General features: G+C 65.4%; 16 protein-coding genes and 1 pseudogene. 12 read left to right on the forward strand and 5 right to left on the reverse strand.

All coding sequences use genetic code 11. The features are described 5' to 3' along the window. Positions 1-106: 106 nt before the first annotated feature. The 4 genes from hisF to JS528_RS00825 all read left to right on the forward strand — a co-directional run bounded on the left by hisF (position 107) and on the right by JS528_RS00825 (position 3,937). Complete coding sequence (gene hisF, locus JS528_RS00810) at positions 107-877, forward strand: imidazole glycerol phosphate synthase subunit HisF (RefSeq protein WP_214357205.1); 771 nt, start codon at positions 107-109, stop codon at positions 875-877. Between the two features lie 89 nt (positions 878-966). Then, the gene (hisI, locus tag JS528_RS00815; RefSeq protein WP_214357206.1) at positions 967-1,380 is read left to right on the forward strand and encodes a phosphoribosyl-AMP cyclohydrolase; all 414 of its coding nucleotides are present in this window, start codon (positions 967-969) and stop codon (positions 1,378-1,380) included. Then, the gene (gene trpE / locus JS528_RS00820; protein ID WP_214357207.1) at positions 1,373-2,950 is read left to right on the forward strand and encodes an anthranilate synthase component I; all 1,578 of its coding nucleotides are present in this window, start codon (positions 1,373-1,375) and stop codon (positions 2,948-2,950) included. The genes hisI and trpE overlap by 8 nt, the downstream gene beginning before the upstream one ends. Before the next feature lie 171 nt (positions 2,951-3,121). Then, the gene (locus tag JS528_RS00825; protein ID WP_214357208.1) at positions 3,122-3,937 is read left to right on the forward strand and encodes a DUF1287 domain-containing protein; all 816 of its coding nucleotides are present in this window, start codon (positions 3,122-3,124) and stop codon (positions 3,935-3,937) included. Positions 3,938-3,944: 7 nt separating this feature from the next. Here JS528_RS00825 and JS528_RS00830 read toward each other — a convergent pair whose 3' ends face one another. Then, positions 3,945-5,249 carry an MATE family efflux transporter gene (locus tag JS528_RS00830; RefSeq protein ID WP_338069756.1) on the reverse strand — a complete coding sequence of 435 codons (1,305 nt, stop codon included), beginning with the start codon at positions 5,247-5,249 and terminating at the stop codon, positions 3,945-3,947. 262 nt (positions 5,250-5,511) lie between these two features. Here JS528_RS00830 and JS528_RS00835 point away from each other — a divergent pair, with 262 nt between their 5' ends. Both JS528_RS00835 and JS528_RS00840 read left to right on the forward strand, forming a co-directional pair. Then, positions 5,512-5,811, forward strand: coding sequence for a DUF2316 family protein (locus JS528_RS00835; RefSeq protein ID WP_214357210.1), 300 nt, complete (start codon positions 5,512-5,514; stop codon positions 5,809-5,811). Between the two features lie 82 nt (positions 5,812-5,893). Continuing rightward, the gene (locus JS528_RS00840) at positions 5,894-6,721 is read left to right on the forward strand and encodes an aldo/keto reductase (RefSeq protein ID WP_214357211.1); all 828 of its coding nucleotides are present in this window, start codon (positions 5,894-5,896) and stop codon (positions 6,719-6,721) included. Between the two features lie 87 nt (positions 6,722-6,808). On the opposite strand, the gene JS528_RS00845 is transcribed toward JS528_RS00840, so the two are convergent. After that, positions 6,809-7,522, reverse strand: coding sequence for a hypothetical protein (locus JS528_RS00845; RefSeq protein WP_214357212.1), 714 nt, complete (start codon positions 7,520-7,522; stop codon positions 6,809-6,811). 407 nt (positions 7,523-7,929) lie between these two features. On the opposite strand from JS528_RS00845, the gene JS528_RS11440 reads away from it, so the two are divergent. The 4 genes and pseudogenes from JS528_RS11440 to JS528_RS00855 all read left to right on the forward strand — a co-directional run bounded on the left by JS528_RS11440 (position 7,930) and on the right by JS528_RS00855 (position 9,135). Then, the gene (locus JS528_RS11440; RefSeq protein WP_240541222.1) at positions 7,930-8,115 is read left to right on the forward strand and encodes a hypothetical protein; all 186 of its coding nucleotides are present in this window, start codon (positions 7,930-7,932) and stop codon (positions 8,113-8,115) included. Between the two features lie 15 nt (positions 8,116-8,130). Next, a pseudogene (locus JS528_RS11445) lies at positions 8,131-8,236 on the forward strand (ATP-binding cassette domain-containing protein); the annotation flags it as partial. 21 nt (positions 8,237-8,257) lie between these two features. Next, a complete protein-coding gene (locus tag JS528_RS11450; RefSeq protein ID WP_240541224.1) occupies positions 8,258-8,620 on the forward strand; it encodes a hypothetical protein in 363 nt (120 codons plus the stop codon). Next, the gene (locus JS528_RS00855; protein WP_240541225.1) at positions 8,578-9,135 is read left to right on the forward strand and encodes a hypothetical protein; all 558 of its coding nucleotides are present in this window, start codon (positions 8,578-8,580) and stop codon (positions 9,133-9,135) included. Before JS528_RS11450 ends, JS528_RS00855 begins: the two co-directional genes overlap by 43 nt. Positions 9,136-9,150: 15 nt before the next feature. Here JS528_RS00855 and JS528_RS00860 read toward each other — a convergent pair whose 3' ends face one another. Together JS528_RS00860 and JS528_RS00865 are read right to left on the reverse strand one after the other, a co-directional pair. After that, positions 9,151-10,458, reverse strand: coding sequence for a histidine kinase (locus JS528_RS00860; RefSeq protein ID WP_240541226.1), 1,308 nt, complete (start codon positions 10,456-10,458; stop codon positions 9,151-9,153). Further along, entirely contained in the window at positions 10,434-11,138 is a 705-nt protein-coding gene (locus tag JS528_RS00865) for a response regulator (RefSeq protein ID WP_214357213.1), read from the reverse strand. Before JS528_RS00865 ends, JS528_RS00860 begins: the two co-directional genes overlap by 25 nt. Before the next feature lie 258 nt (positions 11,139-11,396). Here JS528_RS00865 and JS528_RS00870 point away from each other — a divergent pair, with 258 nt between their 5' ends. Next, positions 11,397-11,741 carry a hypothetical protein gene (locus JS528_RS00870; RefSeq protein WP_214357214.1) on the forward strand — a complete coding sequence of 115 codons (345 nt, stop codon included), beginning with the start codon at positions 11,397-11,399 and terminating at the stop codon, positions 11,739-11,741. Between the two features lie 21 nt (positions 11,742-11,762). Further along, the gene (locus JS528_RS00875) at positions 11,763-12,176 is read left to right on the forward strand and encodes a hypothetical protein (RefSeq protein WP_214357215.1); all 414 of its coding nucleotides are present in this window, start codon (positions 11,763-11,765) and stop codon (positions 12,174-12,176) included. A gap of 369 nt (positions 12,177-12,545) precedes the next feature. Here JS528_RS00875 and JS528_RS00880 read toward each other — a convergent pair whose 3' ends face one another. Next, positions 12,546-13,055: a GNAT family N-acetyltransferase gene (locus JS528_RS00880; protein ID WP_214357534.1), complete on the reverse strand. Its 510-nt coding sequence runs from the start codon at positions 13,053-13,055 to the stop codon at positions 12,546-12,548. Positions 13,056-13,141: the final 86 nt, after the last annotated feature.

Raw genomic sequence — 13,141 nt, forward strand, 5'->3', positions numbered from 1 at the left:
GGTCCGGCTTCGGCAGGCGATAAATGAGACGCCGACGACCGGACGTGACGTGACGCCGCTACTCTGAAACGGAAAGCAGAAAGCCTAGAACAGGGGAGTGCAAGTTATGTCGCTGGCGGTTCGAGTCATCCCGTGCCTGGACGTCGATGCCGGACGCGTGGTCAAGGGCGTCCATTTCGAGAATCTGAAGGACGCCGGCGACCCCGTCGAGCTTGCCGCCGAATACTACCGGCAGGGCGCCGACGAGCTCACCTTCCTCGACGTGACCGCCTCCAGCTCGCACCGTGGCACGATGATCGACGTGGTGTCCCGCACCGCCGAGCAGGTCTTCATCCCGATGACCGTCGGCGGCGGCGTGCGCACCCCCGAGGACGTCGACTCGCTGCTGCGCTGCGGTGCCGACAAGGTCGGCGTCAACACCGCCGCCATCAACGATCCGACGCTCATCAGCCGCGTCGCCGAGCGCTTCGGCAACCAGGTGCTGGTCCTTTCCGTCGACGCCCGCCGAGAAAAGGGCGAGCAGCACACCCAGTCCGGCTTCGAGGTCACCACCATGGGCGGCCGCAAGTCCACCGGCATCGACGCGATCTGGTGGGTCAAGCGAGCCGAGCAGCTCGGCGCCGGCGAGATCCTCCTCAACTCGATGGACGCCGACGGCACCAAGCAGGGCTTCGATCTGGAGATGATCCGCGCCGTGCGCAAGGAGGTCAAGATCCCGATCATCGCCTCCGGCGGTGCCGGCAAGGTCGAGGACTTCCCGCCCGCCATCGAGGCCGGCGCCGACGCGGTGCTCGCCGCTTCGGTCTTCCACTACGGGCTCATGACCATCGCCGACGTCAAGAACGAGCTCAGGCGCCACGGCTACACCGTGCGCTGACACGCGTCGGCGGACACCCGGCGAACGACGGACAAGGACACACAGACGGACCCGGATGAAGGCGGTCCGCAAAGGCAGAGTGCACAGATATGACAGACAACGAATACGACAACACGACCGAACTCGACCCGCGCATCGCGCAGCGTCTCAAACGCGACCCCAAGGGGCTCGTCGCCGCCGTCATCCAGCAGTATGACACGCGCGAGGTGCTCATGGTCGGCTACATGAACGACGAGGCTCTGCGTCGGACGCTCACCACCGGACGTGTGACCTTCTGGTCCCGCTCCCGTCAGGAGTACTGGCGCAAGGGCGATACCTCCGGCCACGTGCAGTACGTCAAGTCCGTCTCGCTCGATTGCGACGGCGACGCGCTGCTCGTCGAGGTCGATCAGGTCGGCGCCGCATGCCACACCGGCAGGCGCAGCTGCTTCCTCGAGGGAGGTCCTCTGCCGGTCGTCGTGGGGCACCGCACGCAGGAACAGAAGGAGGGAACCGATGAGTGAGCGCACGAACGAGCACGCCAACAGCGTCAAGGACCTGAACTGGGGCGACACGTGGCCCTCCCGCGAGGAGTTCCACCGTCTCGCCGACGAGGGCTACCGCGTCATCCCGATCGTGCGTCGCCTGCTCGCCGACTCGCTCACCCCGGTCGGCTTCTACGAGCGCCTCGCCAACGGCCGTTCCGGCACGTTCATCCTCGAATCCGCCGAATACGGCGGCACATGGAGCCGCTACAGCTTCATCGGCGTCAACTCGATGGCCCAGCTTCGCGCCGACAGGGACGGCAACGCCGACTGGCTCGGCACCGTACCCGCGGGCGTGCCCACCGAGGGCGACGTCGTCGAGGTCGCGCACGCCGCGCTCAAGGTCCTCAAGGCCCCGCACGTCGAGGGCCTGCCGAACCTCACCTCGGGGCTCGTCGGCACCGTCGGCTGGGACGCGATCCGCCATTGGGAGCCGACGCTTCGTGCCGAGGCGCCGGACGAGACCGGCCAGCCGCAGATGGTCCTCGCCCTCGCCACCGACATCGCCGTCGTCGACCACGTCTCCGGCTCCGTGTGGCTCATCGCCAACGCGGTCAACGTGGACGACAAGCCCACGCGTGCCGACATCGCCTACGATCAGGCCGTCGCCAGACTCGAGAGGATGCAGCTCAACGCCGCGACCCCCACTCCGGGGGAGGCGCGCGTCAACGCACTCGACCCGTCCCGCAGGCAGCCGCAGCTGCGCTTCCGCACCGAGAAGAGCCGCTACGAGCAGGCCGTCGAGGCCGCCAAGCGCCACATCGTCGACGGCGACGTGTTCCAGGTCGTCATCTCCCAGAGGCTCGACATCGATTCGCCCGCCGACCCGTTCGACGTCTACCGCGTGCTGCGCACCCTGAACCCAAGCCCGTACATGTACTTCATGGCGCTCACCGACGCCGAGGGCCGCGACTTCAACGTCATCGGCTCCAGCCCCGAGACGCTCATCAAGGTCGACAACGGCCACGCGATGACCTTCCCGATCGCCGGTTCCCGTCCGCGCGGCGCCACCCCCGAGGAGGACGCGAGGCTCGCCAAGGAGCTGCTCGCCGATCCGAAGGAACGCAGCGAGCACATCATGCTCGTCGATCTGGCCCGCAACGACCTGAGCAAGGTATGCGTCCCGCAGTCCGTCGAGGTCGTCTCCCTGATGGACATCAAGCGGTTCAGCCACATCATGCACATCTGCTCGACCGTCACCGGGCGCGTCGACCCGTCTCTGACCGCGTTCGACGTGTTCAAGTCCGCGTTCCCGGCCGGCACGCTCTCCGGCGCGCCCAAGCCGCGCGCGGTCGAGATCATCGACGAGCTGGAGGTCGCCGACCGCGGCATCTACGGCGGCACCGTCGGCTATTTCGACTTCTCCGGCAACCTCGACATGGCCATCGCCATCCGCACCGCGTTCCTGCGTGACCACGAGGCGAGCGTGCAGGCGGGCGCCGGCATCGTGCTCGACTCAGTGCCCGCCACCGAATGGCAGGAGACCCGCAACAAGGCCGAGGCCAGCGTCGAGGCCGTGCAGATCGCCGCGCAGCTCAAGGCGCTCTGATTCCGCCGCATCTCCCCGCACCGCACGTCCGTGTGTCTTGGGAACCGTCCTCCACCATGGGTGATTGATGGAGATTCCCGGGACACACGGACGTGCCGTTTCCGGACGGTCTACGGTGACGGAATGGGCATCGTCCGATGTCCGGTCCATGTCCGGGAACGGGGGAGCGGTATGGCGCGTCATGAGGGGAACGGTCCGCGGCGGAACGATGCGAAGCGCGCGATCTGCGCGGCGTTGGTGATCGTCCTGCTCGCCGCGTTCGTCGCCGGAGGAGTGTTCTCGATCCGGCAGCTGGGCGGCTTGCCCTGGGAGGCGATGGGGCGGGCCGTGGTCTCGACGGCGAAGGACGGCGGCCCGTCGGAATCGGACGGCACCGTGATGCCGCGGGCCGAGGTCGAGAAGGATTATCCGAAGGTCGTGAGTCCGGTCGACTACAACAGCAACGGAGCGGACGACTATACCGATATCGTCAAGGGCGCCCGCGCCGACGCCGAGGCGGCTCCCACGTATGACGATGGCTACTATCAGGGCGGCTATCCGCCGGACGACCGCGGCGCCTGCACCGACCTCGTCTGGCGCGCCTTCCGTGCCGCCGGATACGATCTCAAGGCGATGGTCGACGCGGACGTCGCCGCCGACCCTGCGAGCTACCACGCCGTCGCATCCAAGCCAGACCCGAACATCGACTTCCGTCGCACCGGCGTGCTCGACGTGTTCTTTGCCAAATACGGACAGTCGCTGACCCTCGACCCGGCCGACCACGAGGCGTGGCAGGGCGGCGACATCATCGTCTTCCGGCACGTCAAACACATCGGCGTCGTCTCGGACAAGCGCGACAGGAACGGCGTCGCCTACATCCTGCACAACATGGGGCAGCGGCAGCGCGAGAACGACTATCTCACGTTCCGCACGCACATGACCGTCACAGGACACTATCGCTTCGACGCCTCGAAGGTGCCGGAGTCCGTCCTCAAGGCGTGGCGCTGATCCCCGCTCAGGTCGTCTCCCTCGGCAGCAGTCGCCGCGTATACCATGTGAACAGGATCCCCGCCACGATCGCCGAGGTTGCGTCCGAGATCGGTTCGGCGACGAACACGCCCGTCGTGCCGAGCCCGAACCGGGGGAGCAGCAGCGCCAACGGCACCAGCAGGATGAGCTTGCGGAAGATCGCGAGGAACAGCGACGGCTTGGCCTGGCCCATGCCTACGAAGGCGCATTGCACCACGTTCTGAATGCCGAAGATGCCCATGCCGCACACGAAGTACGGCAGCGTACGCGACACCACGTCGATGATCGACGCATCCGACGTGAACAGCGAGGCGACGAATCCCGGGAAGATCGCGAGCAGCGTCGTCATCGTGCAGTTGATGGCGACCTGCACGACCATCGTGCCCGAATACGCGCGCCGCACACGGTCGTACAGCCCAGCACCGTAGTTGTAACCGATGATCGGCTGCACGCCCTGCGAAATGCCCTGCGAGAACACGAAGATCAGCTGCATGAGACTCGTCATGATGGTCATCGCGCCCACGTAGACGTCGCCGCCGTAATGTTGCAGCGAGGAGTTGAACACCACCTGGATCACCGATTCGGTGATCTGCATGATGAACGGCGAGACGCCGAGGAACAGCACCGGACCAAGCAGACGCGTGAGACGGATGTTGCGTTTGCCGAGCCGTATCGCGCTGGACGGCGAGACGAGGAAGCGGATGACCCATGCGGCGGACAGGCCCTGCGCGATGACGTTTGCCAACGCCGCGCCGCGCACGCCCATGCCGAGCGTGAAGATGAACAGCGGGTCGAGTGCCAGAGAGCTCAACGCGCCGATGGCCACCGAGCCCATCGCCACGAGCGCCTTGCCTTGGGCGGTGATGAACGTGTTGAGCCCCAACGCCAGCTGTACGAACAGCGTGCCCGACAGGTAGACGGCGAGGAAGTCGACCGCGTACGGCAGCGTCGCATCGCTCGCACCGAACAGGATGAGGATCGGCGTCTTGAACAGTTGGAGCAGCGTTGACAGCATGATCGCGATCGCGACGATCGCCGCCACTGACGTGCCGAGATAACGTTCCGCCTTGTCCCGGTCGCCGCGTCCCAGTTCGATCGAGGCGAGCGGTCCGCCGCCCATGCCGACGAGCATCGCGAACGCGGACACGGCCAGCGTGATCGGGAAGCACACGCCCACGCCGGTCATCGCGAGATCGCCCACGCCGGGGATGTGCGCGAGGAACAGCCGGTCGACGATCGTGTACAGCGCATTGCACGCCTGCGCCACCACCGCCGGGACCGCCAGCGACACCGCCAACCGTCCGATCGGCCTCGTACCGAGATCAGAGCCGTCCGTCGGCCGTTTGTTCGCCGGTGTCGTCTTCGGCGCCGTCTTCGATGGCGTCCGTGCCGTCATCCGTCCGCCTGTCTCTCGTTTCGTCACGAGGGGACATTGTATCTCCCCACGAGGGCGGGGCCGGCTCTCCGTGCGACGGGTGGAACCGTGTACCTGCAAAGTACGCCTGTACACTTGTGTGCAGTCGGTTTTCATCGATAGGGGAGAGGAACGGGTTATGTCGTTGACCACCGCGCAACGCGAGGCGACCATCCGCGAGTTCCATGAGAACCTGCGCCGTCTGCATCTGAGCGTCGAGGATGTCGCCAAGCACTTCGGCATCGACGCCTCGCGCATCGAGACCATCATCGATTTGAAGTCGGGCGTCCTCGAATACCCGTGGATCGTACGCGCCTATCTCCTCGACGAGGCCGCCGCCCGCGGCGTTGAACTCATACCGTTCACCGCGCTGCGCGGCGACCCGCACGACTACTGGTTCCTCGACGGTGCCATCATTGACCGGGGCGAACTCGACTGACCGGCGCGGGGATATCGACTACAGCCATCAACTGTCCGTATACAATGCGTGTGGAAGCGTATCCGACGAAAACGGAGGCATCATGGCGATTCAATCGACGATCACGCTGAACAACGGCACGGTCATCCCGCAGGTGGGACTGGGCGTGTTCCAGACCCCGGACGGCGAGACCACGGTGAATGCGGTCACGGCCGCGCTCGAGGCCGGATACCGCCACATCGACACGGCGATGATCTACGGCAACGAGGCGTCCGTGGGTGAGGGGCTGCGCCGTTCCGGCGTGCCGCGCGACGACGTGTTCGTGACGACCAAGCTGTGGAACGACGACATCCGGGCCCGCCGCGGCAGGGACGCCTTCGAGGAGAGCCTCGATCGTCTGGGCCTCGACTACGTGAACCTGTACCTCATCCACTGGCCGGCCGACGGCTGGAGCCAGGCGTGGGACGACCTGCAGGCGATCTACGCGACCGGACGCGCGAAGGCGATCGGCGTGAGCAACTTCGAGCGGCATCATCTGGAGGAGCTGCTCGCCCATACCGACGTCAAGCCCGCGGTCGACCAGATCGAATCCTCGCCGCAGTTCGCGAACCAGCAGCTCATCGACTTCGCGCACGCGCAGGGCATCGACGTGGAGGCGTGGAGCCCGCTCGGCGGCACCGGCGGCAACCTGCTCGCCGACCCGCAGCTCGCCGAGATCGGCGACAAGTACGGCAAGTCTGCCGCGCAGGTCGTGATCCGCTGGCACATCCAGCGCGGCGTCGTGGTCCTGCCGAAGTCCACGCATACCGAACGCATCCGCCAGAACATCGACGTGTTCGATTTCAACCTGACCGACGCCGACATGGCCGCGATTGACGCGATCGACACCGGCAAGCGCAACGGCGCCGACCCGGACCACTTCGACTTCTGACGGGGACGTTCCGTCGCATCGGCGAATCGGAGTGAGCCCGTGGAATGGGCGGGACGGTCGCGGAATACGGCGACACGTCGCCGCAGCTCACCGATGCCGACGGAACGTGTCGGTGAGTATGGCGACGCCGTCGATGCGCGTCCCGATGTTGGGGTCCTGCGCGCCGGTCTCCAGTTCGGGAACGTTCGGCGGCAGGATGATCCTCGCCCTGTCCCCGTACACCTGCAGCGTGCAGGGGCGCATGCGCGGGTCGATGCCCCGATCGCGGGCCAGACGCCTCATCAGCCGTTGCGACAATCGCAGCGCCCGGGGTGTGGGTTTCGCGTAGTCGCCCATGCGGTATCTGCCGGGCAGCTTGTCCGTCCAATCGGCATCGCGGTCGCTCCAGTACAGCAGATACGAGTGGACGCGGTCGGGCGGGGCGAACCTCAGGACGAGCACGTCGTTGGCGCACACCCGGTAGTGGGTGAAGTAGCCGAGATCGCCGCCGCTGAACGGGTCATGCCCGATGATCGGCGTGGACAGTGCGAGCCGGCGCAGGGGCACCCGGTCGGCATACGCCCGTCCGATCATGGCCCCGGTGATCATGCGCCCCGGTTCGGTGGGAAGACGACGTTGCCGCAGATCCTCGTACACGTCCTCCAGCATGTTGATGACCACGGTGAACAGCACCACGCCCAGCAGCACATAGACCCACTGCGGCACGGACGATCCCAGGAACATGATCAGCGCGAACAGCACGACGGCCAACGCGACGCTGGCGACGAGGCCGATGGCCACGGCGCGGTCGTGCCGCCGCACATCCGGCTGCGGATCATACGGCAGGGCGGTGATGGGCCAATCCCCGTTCCGGGGAGGATACTGGGCCCGCGGCGCGTATGGGATCGGCGGGATTGACGACGGATTCATGGAAGACACCTCGTTCGACGGGCTCACGGTCCATACCGACCCGCGGGCGGATTCTCCGGATTCCGGCGCGACGGCCGTTCCGCTTCCCCATGCTATTCCGTCGGCAGGGTATCCGCCATCTGTCATGCGATTGCTTGACACGATGTTGTCCGACTTGCCGAAGTACGCCAGCATATGACCATAGAGGCGGATCGCGGGTGATCGTCGGGAAGGCGCGCGTTATGGATGGGCGTGGGATATCGGTTCGGCTCTCGGTCTGGTTCGAGGACGTGAAATGGCGCATCGGGAATGGTCGTCGGATGACGTTGAATCGATGGTATCTGGTGCTGGCCGGCGTGCTGGTCGTATGGCTGGGCGTTGCGGAAACCCTGGCGATACCGGCGTATGGCGGATACGCGCGCGAGGTGTTCTCGAATCTGCTGTCCGGCGTGCGCCGCCGCATACGTCGCGTACTGCGCGACTGTGGATTGGCCCGCTGGTCGTAATCTCGGATCGGAGGATATTCCACCGGTATGAGACAACGGCTGGGAGTGGCCGGCGCGATGCTCGCCGACGCTCCAATACTGGTGCTGGACGAGCCGTTCAACGGATTGGACGTCGGGGGCACGACTCTGGCTGCATGATGCGTTGCGCCGCTGCGCCCTCGACGACAGAACCGTCATCCTGACCGCCCACGACATCGATGAACTGCAACGCATCGCCACCCATGTGCTGATCATCATGTCCGGCGTGCGGACAACTTATGGGGCTCTCGGACAGATCATCGCCGACAGCGGAGGAGAGGCGGGAACGATGTTCCGTTTCGCGTCCGATGCGGATGGGACACGAAAGACCGCGGCCATGAGGAACTGGACGGAGGAATCCGTCATGAACGAGCCCGGACTATACGTGCGTCGCATTCTGCTGTTCCTGCGCCATGTGATCTGCCGGTCGACATCCCTCGCGGCATGGCTGGGACTGCTCTGTCGTTCGCCGTGTTCGCCGCATTGACGGGTGTTTCCGTCCGACTCATGCTCTCATCTGGGTCCAAGGTTGATGGTCTTGCCGCGCTCGCGGGCATGGGGCCGAGCATCGCCGTAACCGGCGTTGTCGTGACGACGGTCGGCGGGCTTGTATCCACCGGCGTGTTCCGTCTCATCCTCGGTCCCGTCGTCCCCGAACGTTTCTGGCCCTCGTCGCTGTCCGTCTCGTTGATGTTGTGTCTGCCCGTGGCGTTGATGCTCACCGCACGCATGCTCATCGCCGCATCATTGTGTATGATCTTCGATTCGATAGGGGAAGGCGCTACCGTCTACATCGTCTTGTATTATCTGCCGCCCATCGTCGTGGCCAACCTGCCGGATCTGCGTATGCTGCATGAATGGCTGCCCTCCATCGCGGGCACCGCCATAGTGGAGAGCCAATCGGACATCAGCCCGATGTTGAGCGGGGTGATTGCCTTGGCGTATGTCGTAATCGCGGTCGTGCTTGCCGCGGCCTCGCTGAACCGGAGGGATGTCGGATGACTCCGTCAATGCGCCTCATCCGATTTGGGTCGGAATGACGGCGTCCAGCTGCCAGTTCCGGCCCTGCTTCGAGCGTACGGCGAGCGAGCCGCCGGCCTTTTCGATGAGGGCGCGATAGCGGTCGAGACCGCTGCCGAGGCCGAGTCCGACGTTATCCGCGTCGGCGACGCCGGTGGCCGGTTTGGTGGTGTCGCTTACGGCGACGTGGATGCCGTTCGCGTCGAAGCCGATGGAGAGCGCATACCATTCGCGCGGATCGGCGTGCTTGGCGATGTTCGCGTACAGTTCCGTCAGCAGGCCTGTCAGCAGCCGCATCGTGTCGTCGCCGAGCGGATGGGGGAGCTCGCCCAGAAGAGTGTCGCCGGTGAAGCCGAGCGTATCGAGCCGTGTCTCCTCGTCGTCGATTAGCGATCGCAGGTCGTTCCGCTGGGCTGCGACGGAGGCCCCGTCGGGAACCTCGGAGAGGACCGGCGCGGGAGTCGACTTCCACGATGCCGATGACTCCGGTCGTATCGACGCCGTTCCTGCCGATGACTCCGGTCGCATCGGCCGGAACGGGGACGGGCCGGGTCCGCGGTCCTCAAGCGAATCGATGACCGCGTGCGTATGGCTCATGGCGCGATCGGCCGCGTCGCGCAGGTCGCGGAGTCGCCGCCGGTATTCATGTTCGTCGGCGGGTTCGCCCTGGGCCTCGGCGCGGTCGATACGCAGGATGAGATAGGCGAGGTCGTTGCTGATGGTGTCGTGCAAATCGCGGGCCATGTCCTCGCGCTCCCTTTGTCGGCGCAGCAAATGCGCGTCGTGGTCACGCTGGCGCATCATGTGAAGCGATAGACCAGTCAGGAGCGGGAAACAGTAGAACGTGAGGCTCTGCACGGCGGTCACCATCACCTGCTCTTCATTGGATGTGAAGCCGAACAGACTGGAGACGAGCAACACGCCGGTCGCAATCGCACCGGACCACGTATCCAGATAGGCGAGGAATCCCGTGACGGCGATATTGACGGCGAGGGGCGCGACCATCGGCGCGCTCAACATCGACGCCTCGCCGGCGACAAGCGCCGCCCACAGGAACCAGGACGGGCGGAACATGCCGCCGATCAGACCGGCGAGCACAGCCGTCGCCATCGCGCATCCCCGCATGGTCATGACGTCGGGGGCGTGCGCCGCCACCGAGACCGCGTACTCCGCGACGACGGCCACGGCGAGCACCGCGCAGGACGTCGCGATGGCCGGATGGGCGAAGCGGGCAGCGAACCGATCGGCGAATCGAACAGCGAATCGACCGACGGCCCGTTCTACAGCAGATCGTATCGGGCGCATGCCTCCAGCACCTCCCTGCGGCTGGTCACGCCGAGCTTGTCGGCGGCGCGGTGCACGTACGTGAACACGCTGCCCTTGGCGATGCCGAGCCGGTCGGCGATCTCATCGGTGGTGAGCCGCCGCGCGTACAGGCGCAGAATGTCCCGCTCGCGAGGGGACAGGGAATCCTTCATGTCCTCGGACATCCTCGCCGGCACCGTACCGGACAATGATTCGTACGCCGATTGCGCGTCACGGAATCCGGCCGAAGCCTGCTCGGCGGTCGGCAACCCCAGGGCCGCCCGGCGTAGCGCCTCGGCGATGTCCGTTCCAAGACGTTCCTTCGCGAACAGTCCCTGCGCGCCGGAACGGATCGCCTCGTCCCGGTAGACGTCCACCGAATACGAGGTGACGCACACGATGCCCACACCACCGGTCCGGCGACGGATGCGCCGGCACACGTCCGCGCCCGTGACGCTGCCCAGCGCCATATCCAGCACGAGCACGTCGGGCCGCGTATTCACGTTGTGGCAGTGCTCGATCGCCACGGCGGGCGACCCCGTGCCCCACACGATGCGGAACCCGCGGGATACGGCCGCGATCATCGCGCACATCGCATCCAAGGCGAACGGATCGTTGTCCAGCACGCCTATGCTGATGGTCCCCGTCTCCTCGGTATCCGTCGTCCCATCATGTCCCATGCCGTCCACTGTAGCCTCGGATGCGTCGTGGCTTCCGATTCGACATTCCGAAATGCCCCGCACCTTGTTCGGCGCGGTCCGCGATGCCCGGACGATGTCAACCATAGTCGGCATGTCATGTGATTGCTTGACGTGAGGTTGCCTTCATCACGGGTCAGGTCCGATAATCAAATCAGGAACCGGATGCGCCGCGGGCCGCGATCGAGGACGATCGGGAACCGGGTGGACGGTCCGGGACGAATCGGGAAAGGAACCACTATGGAATCGACGTTCGCCATCATCGACATGCTGCCCACGTACGGGCTGCTGTGCTACGCCGTGCTCTCCGTATGTGTCGCGGTTGCATTCCGCACCCTGAATCGGACCGACGGGGAGCGCTGTCATCCGCGCGCGGCGGTCGTCGCGCTGCTGATCGGGTCGGCGGCGGTCGCTTTGTTCGCGTATGCGGCGTACGTCATCGCGATGCCGTACGCGCAGCCCGACATGGTCGATTTCTACCACACGTACCAGCCGGTCGTCCCGCTCTTCCTCACGGGTTGCTTCGCCGTGCAGTTCGTGTTCGGCGTCGCCGCGGCGACCGGCTGGCGTGGCCGTCGCAAGTGATGAATCGGGAGGAATCTCGCCATGAAAAAGCCCAGTCAGGAGAAGGACCCGACCGGAACGAATCCGGTGATCGAAGACTGCGCGAAGTCCCCGGCCGGATTTCGGCGTTTGCCCTTGAAGTGGTGGGAGCTTCTGACATACGTATTGATACTTGTGCTGGCATGTGTGTGCAGTGCGATCCAATCCGCTCAATGGGTGGTCGTCCCGCTTGTCGTAGCAGTCCTGCTGGTTCGGGTTACTCGAATACGCCTCGATAGAAGAAAGGCCACCATGAATCAGGAGATGGACTCGGCTACGGATCCGGTGGGCGAGGACCTTGCGCAGTCCCCGGCCAGCCGGTTCGCGGACTGGCTGAAATGGGGAGCCGTCTTCCTTGGTGCAGGCGTAGGTGCGTTTCTGGGTGTCGTCGCGTACGTGCGGCACTGGATCAGCTGACGAGTCCGGGTCGTTTTCGATCGCGCTTCTCGGATTTACCGGATGGCACATGGGGTTGTCCGCCGCTGAGTACGTGGTGGACAACCCCATGCCAATCGGCAATGCGAACTTCGGTCCTGGCGAACTCCGGAATGATGATCTTTCGTTGGCTGTGGCGGGGGGGTCGGTCGGACTGCCTGTGCGAGAGCGGGATTGTCCGGTTCCTGCGGGTGCACATGCGCCCTTGCTCGGAGAAACCGGGGGTGTCCGCGCGTACGGTGGTGTGGATCCGCGACTCTTGTATGTAGGACCGACCGGTTCGAGTAAACAGGGGCATGGGAACACGCGACGGACAGGACATGCGTCCTTCACCGCAAATAGTGGAAGCCCTTAATAATTGGCCATTTCAAGTTCGGGGCCCAAATCCTCGGTCTGGGTACGGCCGGTCTCGTGGAAGCCGATGTGGCGGTAGAAGCCTCGGGCGTTGTCGTTGAACGCCATGACCCACAGGGCGAGCCGGTCGTTGCCGACGGCCTTCATGCCGGCCTCGACCAGCGCACGCCCGACGCCCCGCCGATGGCATGATTCCAGCACATACAGCGAGGCGAGTTCGGCTGCATCCAATCGGTCGATCGGCGGACGCGGTGTGCCCAGCAGTTCGGCGAACCCGATGACATGATCGCCGTCGAGCGCGATCAGCGTCGCCTGTCCGCCGTCTCGTTGTTGGCGCTCGTAGGCGGATCGGGTGATTTTGAGCGCGAACTCGGGTGTGATCGCGTCGACGATCTCCTGCGGGATATGGTCTTGGTTGAGTTCGCGCCAGGTGCGGGACTGCACCTTGGCCTTCTCCTCGAAGTACTTCGGCTCGATGGGGACGATGCGGATGCTCATGCGGCCCATCATAGGCTTGGGTGTGCGGGGCGGCCGGTCCCGTCATCGAAGGACGGCATGGTGGGATGCGAGCTGTGCGCTGGCTCCCCTCAGCG

This window comes from Bifidobacterium santillanense (assembly GCF_018555385.1).
Taxonomy (GTDB): Bacteria; Actinomycetota; Actinomycetes; order Actinomycetales; family Bifidobacteriaceae; genus Bifidobacterium; species Bifidobacterium santillanense.

Bases quoted from the DNA above. Each gene is read 5' to 3' on its own strand.
- hisF (WP_214357205.1), top strand. From the start codon at position 107: ATGTCGCTGGCGGTTCGAGTCATCCCGTGCCTGGACGTCGATGCCGGA.
- hisI (WP_214357206.1), top strand. From the start codon at position 967: ATGACAGACAACGAATACGACAACACGACCGAACTCGACCCGCGCATC.
- trpE (WP_214357207.1), top strand. From the start codon at position 1,373: ATGAGTGAGCGCACGAACGAGCACGCCAACAGCGTCAAGGACCTGAAC.
- JS528_RS00825 (WP_214357208.1), top strand. From the start codon at position 3,122: ATGGCGCGTCATGAGGGGAACGGTCCGCGGCGGAACGATGCGAAGCGC.
- JS528_RS00835 (WP_214357210.1), top strand. From the start codon at position 5,512: ATGTCGTTGACCACCGCGCAACGCGAGGCGACCATCCGCGAGTTCCAT.
- JS528_RS00840 (WP_214357211.1), top strand. From the start codon at position 5,894: ATGGCGATTCAATCGACGATCACGCTGAACAACGGCACGGTCATCCCG.
- JS528_RS11440 (WP_240541222.1), top strand. From the start codon at position 7,930: ATGACGTTGAATCGATGGTATCTGGTGCTGGCCGGCGTGCTGGTCGTA.
- JS528_RS00855 (WP_240541225.1), top strand. From the start codon at position 8,578: ATGGCTGGGACTGCTCTGTCGTTCGCCGTGTTCGCCGCATTGACGGGT.
- JS528_RS00860 (WP_240541226.1), bottom strand. From the start codon at position 10,458: ATGCGCCCGATACGATCTGCTGTAGAACGGGCCGTCGGTCGATTCGCT.
- JS528_RS00865 (WP_214357213.1), bottom strand. From the start codon at position 11,138: ATGGGACATGATGGGACGACGGATACCGAGGAGACGGGGACCATCAGC.
- JS528_RS00870 (WP_214357214.1), top strand. From the start codon at position 11,397: ATGGAATCGACGTTCGCCATCATCGACATGCTGCCCACGTACGGGCTG.
- JS528_RS00875 (WP_214357215.1), top strand. From the start codon at position 11,763: ATGAAAAAGCCCAGTCAGGAGAAGGACCCGACCGGAACGAATCCGGTG.
- JS528_RS00880 (WP_214357534.1), bottom strand. From the start codon at position 13,055: ATGGGCCGCATGAGCATCCGCATCGTCCCCATCGAGCCGAAGTACTTC.